The following is a 15,707-nucleotide window of genomic DNA, read 5'->3' as shown; positions in this document are numbered from 1 at the left end:
TCCTAGATACCAAATCCGCCACCAATTATTGCGCAGTCAATAGTTCGGGGCGTTTGCGCATAAGAAAGCCTCCGGCCAGGTTTGAACGGGCAGGTTAAACGTCGCAGTTTAAAGGCCGCGGACAGGCTACAGTCGTATTGCCTCGCTCTATCTTATTGCTGAAGCAGTCAAAATACTTGGTACGTACAGTTATCTGAGAAAAAATACTTTGTAGTAACTTTATCCTATGAGATGTATAAAGACAACTGCACGCAATCCTGAGTGGTATTCCGTTTTTTGCTGTCGAGGCTCTTGAAAGCCGCTGCAGTTCCAGCGACCCGCTCCATGGACATCCATCCAATGCATACTCAAACTTCATAAAATGTGCGTTGAGTGTTGGGGGTGCGGACAAAAACTTGGACTGTTTTTAAGGCATAAGGCCGAGGCTTTTACGGTACTCGATTGGGCTTCTGCCACCAAGGGACATCTTGATGCGTGTTTCGTCATACCAACGGATGTAGGCGTCAACCTCGTCAATAAACTGGGCCACGGTGAAGGCTCGCCAATCGCGAGGATAGAAAAACTCAGTCTTCAGGCGTCCGAAGAAGCCTTCACATGCGGCATTGTCCTGCGAACTCGCCTTTCGTGACATCGAACGAACGAGCTTTGCTGCATCGATACGTTCCAGCCAGCCAGGCCAGCGATAGTGGCCTCCGCGATCGCTGTGGACTATAGGCCGCACTTCGCTGTCAGCGATGGTCTCGGTGGAAAACGGTGGCGCTTGTAGCTGACGATCATGCTCATGCGCCGCAACTACGTAAAATCTCCAACGCTTCCAACAGGTCCGACTTAATGTGACAATGCCCCCTAGACATCTGCGATCAGAACAATGCGCCTGCCAAGCCCGACTTCGGCCTGAACCGCCTCTGCCATGACAGTGCTGAAATGGTTCTCAAGATAGCGCACAACAAACCCGCTGCGGGCGGCCAGCGTGTACCGCCCGCCCTCGTCCGACACAAAACGCAGGGGCGCGAACCAATTGCGATGCTTGTCAGGATAAAGTGCGCGCAGCCGCTCTGACACCGCCGACCACGACGTACCATCGTTCTCGGGCGGGACATCTTGCACAGCCTTGGCAAAATCGACCTTCACCACCGAAGAACTTTGGGCCGGGTCCATGCTCTCCATCCGTTCGGCATAATCCGTGCCAACGGCGGACCAGGTCGCGCGCGATACTTCAAACACCCGCAGAATGTTCAGCCGATAGGCCCCGACCCTGCCCCGCACGCCCTTGCGCACACAGATCAAAAGTCGGTCATCCACCCAGCGTTTGATCTCGCGTTTTACGGTACGTTCCGTCACATGCCACATCCGCGCCATTTCTGGCTGGCCAACGCAGAAATGGTCCAGTTTCCAATTGTACCGTGCCGTGATCAGGGAACAAAGCCGTGTCATCGAAATTTGTTGGGCTGGAGAGCCATGCAGCCCCGAAACGCTTAGTGCTGTCAGCACATCATATTTCATAGACCCTGCACCGGGTCGGGTCAGCCGCTTTGGTTCCATGATAATCTCACTGTCTCACCTCACAACGCCGACCACCATTGGGCCGATTCTCATTGAGGTTGATAACTGCATGAAATCCCGCTTTCTGTCAATGCTCTCCGAAATACACGAATTTCCAATATAATGTATGAATCAGGTATATAAGGTATAGGGTGACTCCTGTATGTCACCTTATTGGCGCTTTCGTGTCACCAAAACTGGTTGGAAACTTCTTTATCTGTCACCAAATATAGTTGATTTGTCCTGCGATCCAGAGGGCACGACCAATCTACAGGATCTGAAAAGCCCAAAGTTTGCTTTTGCCAATTTGGTCATATCCCGTTATTGAAGAAAAATATGACAATAGCAAGAGCAGCATCATGAGAGACCATTCAGACCTTCAGGACATGAACGCGCGCAGTCTCGCACAACAGGCATCTGTGCGGCGCGCAACATTCGATCCTGGCGTCGTCAAGGCACTGCGCCCCTTCTCGATCTGGGAAATTAGCCAGTTCATGTTCGATATCCCCCCCGATACCCTGCGCAAGAAACTGGCCGAAGACCCCACCCTGCCCCAGGGCGAAACCCAGGATGATGGCCGCCAGCGCTGGTTCTCCCTTAAGGAAATCAATGAACTGCGCCGCCGCCTGCGGTTCCGGGGTAAAACACTGCTGCCCCGCCGCCCCGATGGCCGCGCCATCCGCGTTGCCGTGTCCAACTTCAAGGGCGGCGTGGGCAAGACCGTCGTGGCGCAGCACCTGGCAAATGCCGCCGCGCTTGATGGCTATCGCGTGCTGTGTATTGACTTTGATCCGCAGGCCACGCTCACCCACTCCATGGGTCTGGTCGAGGTGAAGGAAGGCAACACCGTCTGGGGCATCATGTGCCGCGATCTGTGCCACGAGGCGGACCGGATCATGAACAGCTATGACCTGCCCGAAGAATGTCCTTACCCCGCCTCCGATGAACTGCCCGAAGATGTGCAAAGCATCGGCGCGCAGCGAACGCAGGATTTCATCCAGCCCACCTGCTGGCCCACCATCGACATCATCCCCAGCTGCGCCAACGCGGCCTTTGTCGAATTTGCCAGCGCGCAATACCGGGCCTTGCACAAGGCATGGTCGTTCTTTGGATGTGTGGCGCGGTATCTCGATGAACTGCCCGACGATCAATATGACGTCATCATTTTCGACTGCCCGCCCGCCATCGGCTACCAGTCTCTAAACGCGGCGTTTGCGGCTGATATTCTCTATATCCCCTCTGGTCCCGGTTACTGGGAATACGATTCCACCACCAGCTATCTGGGCCAGTTGGGCGACGCGATGGAGGATATCTCGGACGGGTTTGGTAAGCTGGCAGCGGACGCAGGTATAACGCTTCCTAAACGGTTTATGGACATCCGTATCCTTATGACCCGCTTTGAAACCAACAACCCTTTGCATACCGCGATGATGGATGCTTTTCGCAATGTCTTTGGCGCTGACGTTTGCCAGAACCCGATTGAAATGACCCGCGCGGTCGAACAATCGGGGCGGTTTCAGATGTCGGTTTACGAACAGGACTACCGCCAGATGACCCGCGAAACCTGGAAACGCGCGCGGCAAAGTTTTGACCGGTCTTATGAGGAATTCAGGGCAACCATGCTGAACGCCTGGGACCGCGCCATAGAAACAGGAGAGATGTGACATGGCCAAGAGCAACAAATTCGGCTTTGCCCCGGTGGAGCCCGACGCCCCGAGACACCGCGAACGGTCGGTCGGGCCGATGGGTGCCGCGGTGCGCGAAGCCGCGGAAAGCCTGACAGACGCCACCGACGCTAAAGTCGAAAAGCGCCGCCAGAATGCCAAAGACGCTGAAGCGTTCCGCGCCGCGCAGGACGAAGGCCGCGTATTGATCGCGCTTGAATTGTCGCAAATCTCGGCCGACGATCTGCCTCGCGACCGGATGGATCTGGAAGCCGTGGCATCCTCGGCCGAGATGGAGGAACTCAAGGCCTCGATCCGCGAGCGGGGCCAGAAGGAACCCATCGAAGTCTATCCGGGGCCGGACGGCCGTTATCAGCTCAAGAAAGGGTGGCGTCGTTTTACCGCGCTGTCGCAACTGATGGCGGAAACAGGCGACGCGCGTTTTGGCACCATCACCGCACGGATTGAACGCGGCGATGATGGGCGGTTGGCGCGCTATATTGACATGGTCGAAGAAAACGTCGTGCGCGAAGATCTGACGTTTGCCGAGATGGCACAGGTTGTCATCACCGCCGCGCAGGATGGCGGGGTGGGGGAGCCGGACCCCGATGCTCTGGTGGCGCGGCTGTACGGGTCGCTACACAAGATGAAAAAATCCTACATCCGCAGCTTTGTTTTCCTGCTGTCGCAGCTGGGCGATGTGTTGCCTTTCCCCAAGGCAATTTCACGCAACCTAGGTGTTGATGTGGCGCGGGCGTTCAAGACACAGGACGCGGCCGAGGCGCTGCGTGCCAAGCTACAAGGATGCCAAACCCCTGAGGAGCAGAATAAGGTGCTGGCCGGATTTGTGGAGGCCTCCAAGGGAACGCCGCAGACACAAAAGAAAAAGCTGGAGCCGCGTGAGAAGTTTGAGTTTCACGTCGGCTCTCTCAAGGTGACGGCGCGGCGGGGTGAATGTCGAATCGTCAGCAAGGATGATTTCGCCGCCATTCCCAAGCCTTTGCTGGAACGCGCGATCAAGGCCTTTGAGGATGAGCTGCGCAACGGCTCAAGTGTAAAACCGCTATAAAGATAGGGGTAACCCATGGGTTACCTCGTTCTTTATCCATTAAAAACATATAGTTAATTGGTTGGCGGGGTGCGCGAGGGCGCTTGTAACCCGCAGGGGTGGGAGGATTTGAAGGAATGACCCAATTTTGACGCCCCCGCCCGGTTTCACCCGCGTTCTCACATGCGATTGACCGCTGTGGTCCATGGCGATGCGCAGACCAGCGCCGCACATCAGCGTATTCTGTGACTATGCCGGGGCGGCGTTAGACCCACATCATTTCCGTGGGAGGCTAGGGCCGCGCGGCGCGCAGGGATTGGCCCGAGAATAGGGCGTGGCGTTGCTTTTCCGGCAGGTCCCTGCGCAGCCCGGCGGCCAGCACCGTCTTTTTGATGAGCCGCGCCGCGTGTTTGTCTGACAGTTGCGCATCCAGCACGCGGTTGTTGTCGCGGGTGGTGCGGCAGAACAGCGGACCTGGGTTTATCTTGGCATAGTACACGTAGCGTTCGACGGCATGTACCGGGCAAAACTGATCAGCGTGCGGGGGGCTTGATCTCGCGCAGGCCGGACTAGGAGCAAGAACAGAACCATGCCGTTTTCATTCAGGACGATCCAGCCGCCCGCAGCGATCTCCCTCGCCATGTTGCTTCACTTTCAGCTTTGAAAATCCGAAGACTGCTGATCCACGTCATAATCCGGCTGCCTTGGTCAGGTTCACTCGGAACCGGTCGCGCCGGCGTTGATAGCGGCGGGTCATTTCGGCCGAAGCGTGGCCGAGCTGCTTCTGGACATAGCGTTCATCAACCTCTGCCGAACTGGCGAGGCCGGCACGCAGCGAATGGCCTGCAAACAGCGCGAGCCGGTCTTTTTTCGGCAGGTCGGACCGAATTCCGCGTTCCGGGACCGTGCGCTTGATCAGCCGCACGACATGCTTGTCATTCAGTCTCGTGTCCGTGGCACGCTTGCCATCCCGCGAGGTGCCGACGAAGACCGGACCGAAGTCGATCTTGGCGAAGTGCAGCCATTGTTCGAGCGCATGCACGGGGCAGGTTTGATCCTTGGGCCCGCGGCCAATCTCGACCTCACGCCAGCCAGTCTTGGCATTGAGGGTGAGCAGGGCGCCCTTGTCGAAGATCTCAGTCTAGCCTCCCGAGTCCGGCGTGTCGTCCTCGTGAACGTCGAGGCTGATGATTTCCGATCGACGCAGACCGCCCGCATAGCCGACCAGCAGGATGGCTCGGTCTTGCAGACCGCGCAGGTCGTAGGGCAAGGTGGCCACCATCGCGAGAATGTCCTCGGCCAGGACCGCCTCCTTCTGCACCGGCGGACGGGCGTGTTTGCGTTTGATGCCGGTCAGCACTGTGGCGATATGGGGGGGTCTTGCGATCGAGGTTGAAGCCCCGTTGCTTGTAGTTCCAGCTAAGGCCAGAAAGACGGCGCTCGATGGTCGAGACTGAGAGGGCAGGGGCTTTTCCCGTGGGGGCCGCCAAGTTGGCAGGTAGAGCCCGATCATCTCAGGGGGGGGGGGGGCGGACGAAAAGTTGGACTATCTTGGAGATAGTCCATGTACAGCTACGAAGAACGACTGCGCGCGGTTAAGCTTTATATCAAGCTCGGCAAGCGCGCGCAGGCCACCATCCGTGAGTTGGGGTATCCAACGAAGAACGCCCTTAAAGGGTGGCATCGAGAATACCAACGTCTGCAGGACTTGCCGATACAATCGGCGCCGCGCACGCCTAAATTCTCATTGGCCCAGAAGCAGTTGGCGTTAGAACATTATGCAACCTATGGTGGTCGGGATATATAGTCGTCAAGAAAGTGCCCAGGCCTTGGCCAAAAAGTTCGGAGTTAGTCGGCCGACGCTCTATGTTAACGCAACATGTATAACCGCCCCCTTGCGCAAGAGGTGATTTCTGAGCTGATAGTGACGCGTTATCGCGTGCTAACATGTATCCGGCCTCTGATGCAGCGCACTACATGCTGCGGGCCCGTATGGTGCTCGAAGCTCAAAGTCAGATCAGTCCCGCGTGCTCATTGGCACATGTTGCGTACTGACTTGTTGAACCTGTCTCACGACTATTGCGCCAAGCCACTCCTTGCCCTCTTACGCTCCGACGTTCTCGCAGCCACGGCAGCCTTATGCTGCCGCTACCGGAGACTGGTCGACACCACCACGGGCCATCAAGGCCCAGACGATGCGCGCCATTTTGTTTGCGAGTGCCACCCGAACTAACATCGGTGGCTTGCGTAGCAGCAGATTACCCAGCCACGTTCCTGGCTGAGCCTCTTGATGGGTGTGTCGTTTGACTATGACACTGTTCGCACCAGTAATTAGCAATCGTCCCAGAGGTCGCTCTCCCATCTTCGTCGTTGCCCCAAGCCTTTGCTTGCCGCCCGTCGAATGTTGACACGGCACCAGCCCAAGCCAGGCGGCAAAATCACGCGCCCTCCGGAAGTTTTATGGTGGCGGAACAAGAGTAGCAATTGCAGTGGCAATCAGTGGGCCGATACCTGGTGCTGTCCTCAGGCGCCGCGCAAGCTCGTCTTCTTTGGCCGGGCGGGTGATCTCGGCATCAAGCTTGGAAATTTCTGTTTTAAAATGCCCGGGTGTTGCAATGAGGGCTTGAAACATTGCAATGGCTTCCATTGGCAGTTCACACTCTGAACACTCAACGAGTGCCACGAGCTTCGAGGCATTTGCTACGCCTTGGGGTACGATTTGCCCGAATTCATTCAAGTGCCCTCGCAAGGCATTGATGGTTTGGGTCCGCTGCCGGATGAGAAGTTCCCGGACACGAAAAACCATTGCCGCGCCTTGCGTTTCTTCGCTCTTCACGGAAACAAACCGCATTGTCGGGCGCACCGCAGCCTCACAAATCGCCTCGGCATCAGCAGCATCGTTCTTTTGCCTCTTCACGAACGGCTTAACGTAGGAGGGCGGGATCAACCGCACCTCGTGCCCTAACTTGCCGATTTCGCGGCCCCAAAAGTGGGCACCCCCCCAAAGCCTCCATTGAGATCTCACAAGCTGGTAACTCACTGCAGAACCCCAAAACCTGAACGCGTCGCAGCTTTTTGCGAAACAATACCTTGCTTGATGCATCGGCACCGTGAACTTGGAACACACTCTTTGCGAGATCGAGACCAACAGTAACAGGCCTTGACATAACCGTCCTCCTAATTGGATCAAACATGACCCACCTTGACACAAGAGTGACGTCTCGGGGGGGCGGTTACAGCATCAGTCCCCCTTAAACCCAATCCGGGTAAGGAAGACGGAGAATGGCTTTGAACTAATCCAGGGCTTCCGACGGCCTTTGGACTGTTGGCCAAAGAGACAGGAGACCCCCGGTACAGCCGTATCCCCGCCGCGATGGTTCCCCGCGGGGAACCGCTCGTTGACCTCTACGGGAAAATGGTTGATGAGAACCTGATCCGCAAAGACCGATCTTTTGGGGAGATGGCGCAGCTTGTGCTGTCCTATGCGCCCGACGAGGGGGGCGATACGGCTGAAGCAGTGACCACGCTTTACGCTTCTGCGCTTAAACAAACGCGGACCTATATCCGGCAATTTGCCCGGGTTCTGGAGGCCTTGGAAGGAATGATGACATCCCACGCGCCTTGGGCCTCGACCTTTCTGGGATCCCGGTTATGATGCTTACTGGTCAAAAGAGGCATCAGAAGAAAACAGAGTAAGCCCTGCATTACGGGTCGGAAGCAGCGTAAGGAAGCCGGCAAGTATGACAAGTGCTGTTACAAGCGCAGAGATCGTATCGCATCATGTTCATCCGGCTGGAGACCCCCAGGACGTGCAATCTGTTGTACCAGTATCACAAACGGGCATCTATCTGTTAGAATGATCACATCGCCAACCCAGTTCGGGGGAAGAATATTGTGAATGACTATCAACTATCCTACAAATTTTCTTAGAACCGAAAATTCAATTAGGCGGAATGGAATGTCAAAAAACCTTTTAGCAATTTCTACAGTTGTCGTCACATTTGGGTCCTCTGCCTTTGCACAAAGTGACGCAGTTTTGGCGCCGCAGGCATCGCTCCCCAGCCCGAGCACACAGCTAGCGTTTCCAACGGTAGCAGGTGCACCATCGGCTGTTGCACCGAGATCGGGAAGCGGTTTTGTCGGACTGACCTATGCCACGCCGCGGGGCGGAGTATCTGGTGCCGGTGGCGACGGGGATCTCGTGGCCGGGTATAGTGTTGGCAGCCCCCTTGAGAATCTTAGCCTAACTTTTGGGCTGGCATTGACCGGGCTAGAGCCGTTAGGAGACGCTGGTTCGCTTAGTCTTTCTGCATCTCGTCTTGCGCGTGTGAGCGGAAATTCTGCAACCTTTGTCGGTGCAACGGTGTCCAACCTTGCAGCATGGGGCGTAAATTCGAACCGGTCTGAGCAGTATACTGTCTACGCGTCGCACATCGTTGCCATAGAAAAAGGGAATGTGGAAGTACCGCTTCAGTTTGTCGTCGGATACGGTACTGAAAATACCCGACAGTCAGATGGTATCGAGATTGAAGATGGGGCCTTTGCTGGCGTGGGTGTGGGAATCACCCCGAATATGAGTGCCAGCATGTCCTTCACTGAAACACAGCTCAATCTCGGCGCGTCCTTCAATATTCCTAATTCGACCATTAGCACATCACTCAATCTTCTCGACGTGACAGACAACACCAACCGTCAGCAAATGACCTTGTCGGTCGCCTACGGTTTCTGACATTAAAAAAGGGGTTAAGCCTATGTTGAAAAAATTTCTGATGTCCGCGGCAGTTTCTATGACTTTCGCCAATAGTGCGCTTGCAGGGGATACCGTAACGATCACTGCACCCGGTGGCGCGGGTCAAACAATCGGTCCCGGTGTGATTGCAGCGGCAATCACACGGGCTACGGGGGTGTCTGTCAGCAGCATTTCTAGCGTAACCCCAGGTGGGGACATTACTGTAGTAGCTGGCGGTAATACCTATGTAGTGACGTCGGGCTTTATTGCGATTTTGCTCGCTTATTATTCATAGCCTCAGGGACAGGTTGTAGGGCGTACTTGTGCCCCATGATACCTGCACAGCTGTCCGTTCAACAAACGCTACTAATATCTTTCGGCCTGATCTCTGCATCACGCCGAAAGATAGTTTTTCTGCCGAACTCACCTGAATCGAGAGAACAGTTTCTGGTCTAATTCCTTTATTGCGGCGCCGAAGAAATCTGCGCAGCGGTCAGCTTTTGGCACGTTCTCCAGGCGTGAAAATATCTGCTAAGCCGCATAATGTTGTGGCACATGCGAAGTAGCGCGGTCGCCGGACACCAAAGCGGTTTCGATTTTGGTCTTGAGGAACCCGCGAGGCAAGCGCCATTTCAGCCGCTGTGTGGGTGGTTGTCGTTATAGTCCTCGATCCATTCTCCTATCAAATTCAAAACGGTTTCGGCATTGGGTAGCGGACTGACGCGCACCTAAGTAAACGTGGTACGGGGACACATTGTAGGGTGTGATCCGCTCTGTGAGAACGAACCCATCTTATGATGGGGAGTGCGTTTCGCAATGTGCGCTACAAATTCGTTTCTCAGATCACTGGGCGTTGAGATTTATTTGTCCGGACACCGCCGATGGTCGGATACTGCAAAGGCATAGGCGGTTTCAGATACGCTTGTGGTGGGTGCGACGGTGAACGCTGTCGCTGAGCGATAAGGCATCTTTCCGAACCAGTTATCGGCTTTTCGTCCGCATCAACGACCACAAGATCAACAAACTGTATGAGTTCCTGCCGTGGAACTGGAAGGCGTTGGGACAAGTAGCAGACAGCCAAGCCGCGTAACCTGCGGTACCGATGGCGCGGTTACTTTCTATCTCAGACATAAGCTCGTGCCAAAGGCTATCCCTAAGCCTCCCTGGTTAGCCCAAGGTGTCCGGTCGAAATGGGGGCCAGTTCAGTCGCATCGTGGTACATTACGTGAAATAAGCCCTGGGGAAGATTATTCCATCACCATTCAGATCTGAACAGAACCGTATAGGCAGATTTTGAAACCTGAACGTCCATTGCAAGGGTAAAATAGCTTTTAAGCCGGATCGCCTTCTTGTCGCACGCCCTCTAAGCCTAGTCCCGCAGTCAATGCTCTCCGAAAAGATAAAAAGCCGGTACTAGTTTGTGTAGTATCCCGAATAAGCTTGGTAGCTATCACCGTAGCCATAACGCTTTAGCTTGTTCCTGTCTATTTGGCTGAGAATTAACCCGCTTGGTTTGAGGTTGACACTCTCCAAGGATTTCAACCCGTCCAACACCTGCCGGTGGGTAACGCTGTCCCATTTGACAGAATAGATGATCGTATCAGCAAGCTGCCCAAGCACGCGCGCGTCCGGAACCGCCAAAACGGGCGGCGAGTCAATAATGATATGATCGTAGTGGTTTCGCAATTCTTTAATGAAATCAGTGAATGTTCTCGAAGAAAATAGATCAGCTGCATTCACACGAGATTTCTCCCCATAAAGAATGTCCGCATTCAGCGCTTCATCATATACCGTGGCGTCCTTCAGTGAGACGTCCCCCGACATCACGGATAGGAAGCCATGAGGGTGATCGTGAGAGAAATACTCCGCAAGGACACGGCGCCTTAGGTCGCCTTCGATGAGCAGCACCTTCGCACCTAGGCCGGCAAAGTTCTGGGCCAGAGCAATCGAATGGGTTGTCTTTCCTTCGCCGGGTATAGAAGACGTAGACATAATGACCTTAGGCGGCGTATCAAGGTTCGCTAGCAGAAGGGACGTTCTCAAGTTCCGCACAGATTCGGCTGCGGCAGAATTTGGTTTCTGCGTAAGGTACTCGAGTACATTCCTCCGAGCCTTGACCGAGATCTTTGGGATTTGGCCAATCACAGTATAGCCCGTCTTGGTTTCAAGATCCTCAGGTGTACGAAACGTGGTTTGCGCCATTTCGCGAAGCAACACCATACCGGCACCAACCATTAGCCCGAGAATGAGAGAGAGCGCTAGTATGCGTGACTTTCGAGGAGCTGATGGGGCAGGGGGGACGACGGCGCGGCTAAGGAGACGGCTATCTGCCTGCTGGATCCCTTGCTGTATGCTGGTTTCCTTCAACCGGCTGAGAAAGGCCTCGTAGAGAAGACGACTAGCTTGGACCTCGCGTTGCAGCTGTTCCAGTGTCACCAATTCTTGGGACTGAGTGTCGATACGTGAAGTCACATCAGCGATAGAAGCCTCAATGGCACTAAGTTGTGACCGGGCGCGGGTGGCTTCGAGTTCAGCCTGAGCGATCAATGTCTGTCTGCGCGCATCAAAAGCTTCTTGTCCACTTCCAAGCTCCTCCTCCAGACGCAACAAAGCCTGGTCTAAAAGTGGATCTTCCGCGATTTGGGCAAATTCGTTTGGGTTGCCGATGCTCGCAGCATCACGCAATCTATCTAGGCGAATTTCGGCTGCTTCCGCCTGAGCCGCGAGCGTCACACGTCGATCCCTTAGGTCTTTAACCTGTCGGTTAAGGGCAGCGAGTGTTGCTGCATCGATGAGATCGGTACTAGTCGAAAAGTTCTTCAGCTCTGCTTGCACCGTTTCCAATTCAACTTGCAGACCACTGACCCGTTCACTGAGCCAAGCTGTTGCCGCTTCCGTCTTCTCAAACTTAACAGCAATCTGGCTTTCGATGTACAGTTCGGCAAGCCGATTTGCGATCGCGGCTGATTTCATTGGGTCTTGCGTGGTTGCCGTGATTTCAAAAACAAAGCTTTGACGCAGATTGGACACTGAAAGGGATTCGAGAACCGCATTGATGGTCCGGTCCAAGGTAGCTCTTTCTGAAATGACAGTCGGCGTGTCTTGCGCCCCAATTAATTCTTGCAAGAATCCAATAAGCTTTCCCGTAGAAAACCGAGGGAGGGGCTGAAGGCTGCTGTTGAACTCTGGATCGTCGAGCAGAGCTAGGTCTAAGACCAGGGTCTCGATCAATCCGCGTGACCGAAGGACCTCGACCTCGGTGTTGATTGTAGATTGGTCACCACCTAGGCCGGTGACGACGCTCTCAATGTCCATCACCTGTTCTTGCCTGCTCTCGAGGGCCACCGCAGATTTAGCCGTGTAAACAGGCACGGCAATCCCATAGGCATAATAACCCCCAATTATCAACGCGAGAAGCCCACATAGGGCGATCCATAATTTACCGCGCCAAAGGGTCTGGAACAGACTGGCGAGGTCAATTTCATCGCCGTCAGTGGGATCATTGAGGAGATGCCCTGATGCTCTGGAGAACTGTTTCATATTGTCTAATGCTAACCGGTACCTACTGCGATGGCGTCTCCTAACCCCAAACATCTCCCAATGCTACCGGCTATTGAGGAGAGCGCGGGACATCGCCATAGGGCGCCTTTCATCAGAATAATTTTCAGGGCCATTTTACCCGCGCTTTCTGTGCGCCGTTCGACCCCCAATATCGTAGCACGGGGAACTCGAATTTACTCGCTCGGTCATGAGGTGCTCCCCATTGCTTGGACAGTATCTGGCGCTTTTTAAGCTCTGATCTGCTCCTGCTGATCGGGTTGCGTTGCTTCGACTTTCAGCGAGTAAACCACTGCTGGTGGTCGGCCGCCAAGTGCTTTGTGCGGACGGCGGTTATTGTAGAACTCCATCCAGTTGCGGACACCGGCGCGTGCCTGCGACCCGGTCTCCCAGGCATGCAGGTAGACGCACTCGTATTTCAGCGTGCGCCACAGACGCTCGATAAAGATGTTGTCCAGGTAGCGGCCCTTGCCATCCATCGAGATGCGGATGCCCGACCGGCGCAGGCGATCTGTCCAAGCGAAGGATGTAAACTGTGATCCCTGATCGCTATTCATGATGTCTGGCGGTCCAAACCGATAGATCGCTTCGTTCAGCGCCTCGACGCAAAAGTCTGCGTCCAGCGTATTCGAGATCCGCCACGAGAGAACCATCCGAGTATGCCAGTCCATGATCGCTACCAGATAGAGGAATCCGCGGCGCATTGGCAGATAGGTAATGTCAACGCACCAGACCTGATTTGGCCTGTCCACCCGCAGTCCGCGCAAGAGGTATGGATAGGTCTTGTGCCCCTTCGCTGGCTTGCTGGTGTTGGGCTTCTGATAAATTGGCATCAATCCCATCAAGCGCATGAGCCGGCGGATACGCTTCTCGTTCACCGCATGGTCCTCATTCCGCAAGTGCCACGTCATCTGACGAACACCGAAGAACGGCGTTTCCAGGAATTGCACGTCGATCTGCCGCATCAGTGCGAGGTTCTGCTCCGTCTCACCCTGCGGCGTGTAATAGAACGACGATCGCGGGATCGACAGCAGCGCGCACTGCTGGCCAATCGACAGGTCCGGATGGTCGCGCTCGACCATGCCGCGCCTCACTTCCCGCCCCAGGGCTTGAGCTTTCTTTCCAAAAAAGAGTTGGCCACCGCCAGCTCTCCAATCTTGGCATGCAGGTCCCTGACCTGGTCTTCATCGATAACCGGCGTCTTGCGCCCGCCGCGTTCAAAGACACCGGACGCACCATCCAGCAGCGCACGTTTCCATTGATTTATCATCGTCGGATGCACACCGAACCGGCTCGCCAGTTCCGACACAGTCTCTTCGCCTTTCAAGGCCTCAAGCGCCACCTTCGCCTTAAACTCGGGCGCATGTTGTTTCCGTTTCGACATCTTCGATCTCCTTCGTGATGAAGATCAACAGACAGCAAATTAGAGCTTACGTCTGTGCCCAGTTTTCGGGGAGCACCTCAGTCAATAGGACAACTTGATTTGCTGACCTTAGCAATCATAGGCTGCATAGTGTGGATGTAATTCTATCTTGGCTTGGTGCGCGTATGTCCGCTCATATGCGGTTGTTAAATGGTTCAGAGCATGGCAAGTGCGATGCGAAACGACAACAGTGGATTTGGTCTGGATTACCGTGTGATCAAACCATATTTCTGGCCGCGTCTCGCAGTGCGGTTATTCAGCGACGCCTGTCAGCTTTAGCGTTGTGTTGTAATGAAAGGCGTTCTGTGGGTTGAGATTTAAAGTGTCTGTATCCAATGTGCTTTTGTTGTTGTCTACTCTTCCGAGCAACCGGTTAGGTTTTGTTTCTCCGGGCGCGCAGTTGCGTCGGGTCTAGCTTTGTATTTGTATGGTTGTCTTTTTTATGTTTGAACCCTTGGTCTTTGGTGCCGTCTTTATCTTTAGTATGGCATTGAGCCTACTCTTTATTGCACGCCCGAATTTGCTTATGTCCCATGAGCATATGTTGCGCGATCTTTCCGCGCCTCAGTCACAACACACCCGTCCGACCCCCCGCGTGGGCGGGATTGGAATCATTCTAGGGCTCTGTTTTGGCTGCCTGTTTTATTATAACGAAATAGGCCGCGATCTTCTTCTAGCTCTTGCGGCAGGTGCTGTCGTGTTCTGGGCAGGGCTCCACGAAGACATTTACCGGAATGTCAGTCCCCGCAACCGACTTTTTGCGGCTTTTCTTTCTGCGGCCCTCGCGATTGGCGTTACCGGGTCTCTTGTGCCGGACCTGGGGTTGACTGATGGTGCATTGCTGAGATGGCTTATCCCGGCCGTCGTGATTACTTTGCTGTGGTCTGCTGGCACATGCCATGCGCTAAACCTCGTAGACGGGTTGAACGGACTTTCTGCTCTTTATTCTATGACAGCGTCCATAGGCTTTATTGCGATCGCAGGACAGACTGGAGATACAGACATCCAAATCGTGGCGGGCCTTTTGCTGGTGTCGGTCCTAGGTTTTTTCTTCCTGAACTGGCCCTTTGGGCGGATCTTCTTGGGAGATGCTGGAGCCTACGGGATCGGCCATATCCTAGCTTGGCTCGGGATCATTCTCGTTGCGCGGAACCCCTCTGTGGCGGGCATGGCCATTTTGTTGCTGCTCTTCTGGCCGGTCTGCGACACGCTGCTTTCGATCCTGCGCAGGCGCGCCACGCGGCGCGCAACGGGCCAACCGGATCGACTACACTTTCACCATATCGCCGTACGAACAGTCGCCATGGTGGCGGGGCGCCGGGGTCGGTTCGATAATCCTATTGCGAGCTTAATCCTTGCACCCTTTTTCTCAGTCCCGATCGCCGCCGGTGTCCTACTGTGGGATCAACCCATCTTGGCAACTATTGCGCTGGCATGCTTTATTCTGTTGTTCATGGTGACCTATATATCTGCAGTAAAATTTTTCCCTGCACGTCGTTTCCGTAGGGTCCGTTATGTAGCCGCTGGATCACTCGGCCGTAGACGGTCACGCCTTCAGGTATCACCACTGTCTGGTATTTATGTCCGCGAAAGCGAGGTTTTGGACGTTCGGATTTTCCGAGAGGCCGGCAAAACCGATTGGACGCTACAAGCCACCGCTGCAGATAATGAGAACGTGGCCTACGAGGGTAAATTCCGGACGGATATTGAAGCCTACGATAAATTTCTCAAGAAAGCTTAACG

General features: G+C 54.8%; 10 protein-coding genes and 6 pseudogenes. 8 read left to right on the top strand and 8 right to left on the bottom strand.

Features of this window, described 5'->3' with window-relative positions; genetic code table 11:
- Positions 1 to 406: 406 nt before the first annotated feature.
- Positions 407 to 739 (bottom strand): annotated as a pseudogene (locus K3762_RS19550) (transposase); the annotation flags it as partial.
- Positions 740 to 846: 107 nt separating this feature from the next.
- A complete protein-coding gene (locus tag K3762_RS19545) occupies positions 847 to 1,542 on the bottom strand; it encodes a DnaA N-terminal domain-containing protein (protein ID WP_260013381.1) in 696 nt (231 codons plus the stop codon).
- A gap of 359 nt (positions 1,543 to 1,901) precedes the next feature.
- Here K3762_RS19545 and K3762_RS19540 point away from each other — a divergent pair, with 359 nt between their 5' ends.
- Both K3762_RS19540 and K3762_RS19535 read left to right on the top strand, forming a co-directional pair.
- The gene (locus K3762_RS19540; protein ID WP_260013380.1) at positions 1,902 to 3,206 is read left to right on the top strand and encodes an AAA family ATPase; all 1,305 of its coding nucleotides are present in this window, start codon (positions 1,902 to 1,904) and stop codon (positions 3,204 to 3,206) included.
- A 1-nt stretch (position 3,207) separates the two neighbouring features.
- Positions 3,208 to 4,275 (top strand): ParB N-terminal domain-containing protein, encoded by a 1,068-nt coding sequence (locus K3762_RS19535; protein ID WP_260013379.1) that lies wholly within the window; start codon positions 3,208 to 3,210, stop codon positions 4,273 to 4,275.
- Positions 4,276 to 4,546: 271 nt separating this feature from the next.
- On the opposite strand, the gene K3762_RS19530 is transcribed toward K3762_RS19535, so the two are convergent.
- Both K3762_RS19530 and K3762_RS19525 read right to left on the bottom strand, forming a co-directional pair.
- Positions 4,547 to 4,753 (bottom strand): hypothetical protein, encoded by a 207-nt coding sequence (locus K3762_RS19530; RefSeq protein ID WP_311199002.1) that lies wholly within the window; start codon positions 4,751 to 4,753, stop codon positions 4,547 to 4,549.
- A gap of 189 nt (positions 4,754 to 4,942) precedes the next feature.
- Positions 4,943 to 5,782, bottom strand: a pseudogene (locus K3762_RS19525) (tyrosine-type recombinase/integrase); the annotation flags it as partial.
- A 36-nt stretch (positions 5,783 to 5,818) separates the two neighbouring features.
- On the opposite strand from K3762_RS19525, the pseudogene K3762_RS19520 reads away from it, so the two are divergent.
- Positions 5,819 to 6,043: pseudogene (locus K3762_RS19520) on the top strand (IS3 family transposase); the annotation flags it as partial.
- A 348-nt stretch (positions 6,044 to 6,391) separates the two neighbouring features.
- Here K3762_RS19520 and K3762_RS19515 read toward each other — a convergent pair.
- Positions 6,392 to 7,421: pseudogene (locus tag K3762_RS19515) on the bottom strand (IS110 family transposase).
- A 248-nt stretch (positions 7,422 to 7,669) separates the two neighbouring features.
- On the opposite strand from K3762_RS19515, the gene K3762_RS19510 reads away from it, so the two are divergent.
- The 4 genes and pseudogenes from K3762_RS19510 (at position 7,670) to K3762_RS19495 (ending at position 9,278) form a co-directional block, all read left to right on the top strand.
- A complete protein-coding gene (locus K3762_RS19510; RefSeq protein ID WP_260013378.1) occupies positions 7,670 to 7,909 on the top strand; it encodes a hypothetical protein in 240 nt (79 codons plus the stop codon).
- Positions 7,896 to 8,029 (top strand): annotated as a pseudogene (locus K3762_RS19505) (IS5/IS1182 family transposase); the annotation flags it as partial. The gene K3762_RS19510 and the pseudogene K3762_RS19505, both read left to right, overlap by 14 nt.
- Positions 8,030 to 8,152: 123 nt before the next feature.
- Positions 8,153 to 8,983 (top strand): hypothetical protein, encoded by an 831-nt coding sequence (locus tag K3762_RS19500; protein WP_260013377.1) that lies wholly within the window; start codon positions 8,153 to 8,155, stop codon positions 8,981 to 8,983.
- A 22-nt stretch (positions 8,984 to 9,005) separates the two neighbouring features.
- On the top strand, positions 9,006 to 9,278 hold the full coding sequence (locus tag K3762_RS19495) for a hypothetical protein (protein WP_260013376.1): 273 nt from the start codon (positions 9,006 to 9,008) through the stop codon (positions 9,276 to 9,278).
- A gap of 236 nt (positions 9,279 to 9,514) precedes the next feature.
- Here K3762_RS19495 and K3762_RS19490 read toward each other — a convergent pair.
- The 3 genes and pseudogenes from K3762_RS19490 to K3762_RS19480 form a co-directional block, all read right to left on the bottom strand.
- Positions 9,515 to 9,711, bottom strand: a pseudogene (locus tag K3762_RS19490) (hypothetical protein); the annotation flags it as partial.
- A 685-nt stretch (positions 9,712 to 10,396) separates the two neighbouring features.
- Positions 10,397 to 12,523 (bottom strand): polysaccharide biosynthesis tyrosine autokinase, encoded by a 2,127-nt coding sequence (locus tag K3762_RS19485; RefSeq protein ID WP_260013375.1) that lies wholly within the window; start codon positions 12,521 to 12,523, stop codon positions 10,397 to 10,399.
- A gap of 248 nt (positions 12,524 to 12,771) precedes the next feature.
- Positions 12,772 to 13,925, bottom strand: a protein-coding gene (locus tag K3762_RS19480; protein WP_260013374.1) for an IS3 family transposase whose coding sequence is annotated in 2 segments (ribosomal slippage) — positions 12,772 to 13,673 and positions 13,673 to 13,925 — 1,155 coding nt in all. Because the reading frame shifts where the segments join, the coding sequence is not laid out codon by codon here.
- Between the two features lie 481 nt (positions 13,926 to 14,406).
- Here K3762_RS19480 and K3762_RS19475 point away from each other — a divergent pair.
- Positions 14,407 to 15,705 carry a glycosyltransferase gene (locus K3762_RS19475; RefSeq protein ID WP_260013373.1) on the top strand — a complete coding sequence of 433 codons (1,299 nt, stop codon included), beginning with the start codon at positions 14,407 to 14,409 and terminating at the stop codon, positions 15,703 to 15,705.
- Positions 15,706 to 15,707 lie beyond the last annotated feature (2 nt).

Origin of the sequence: Sulfitobacter sp. W074 (genome assembly GCF_025142275.1) — a bacterium.
In the GTDB taxonomy this organism is placed as follows: domain Bacteria; phylum Pseudomonadota; class Alphaproteobacteria; order Rhodobacterales; family Rhodobacteraceae; genus Sulfitobacter; species Sulfitobacter profundi.
This window is presented reverse-complemented; position numbering and strand designations above follow the sequence as displayed.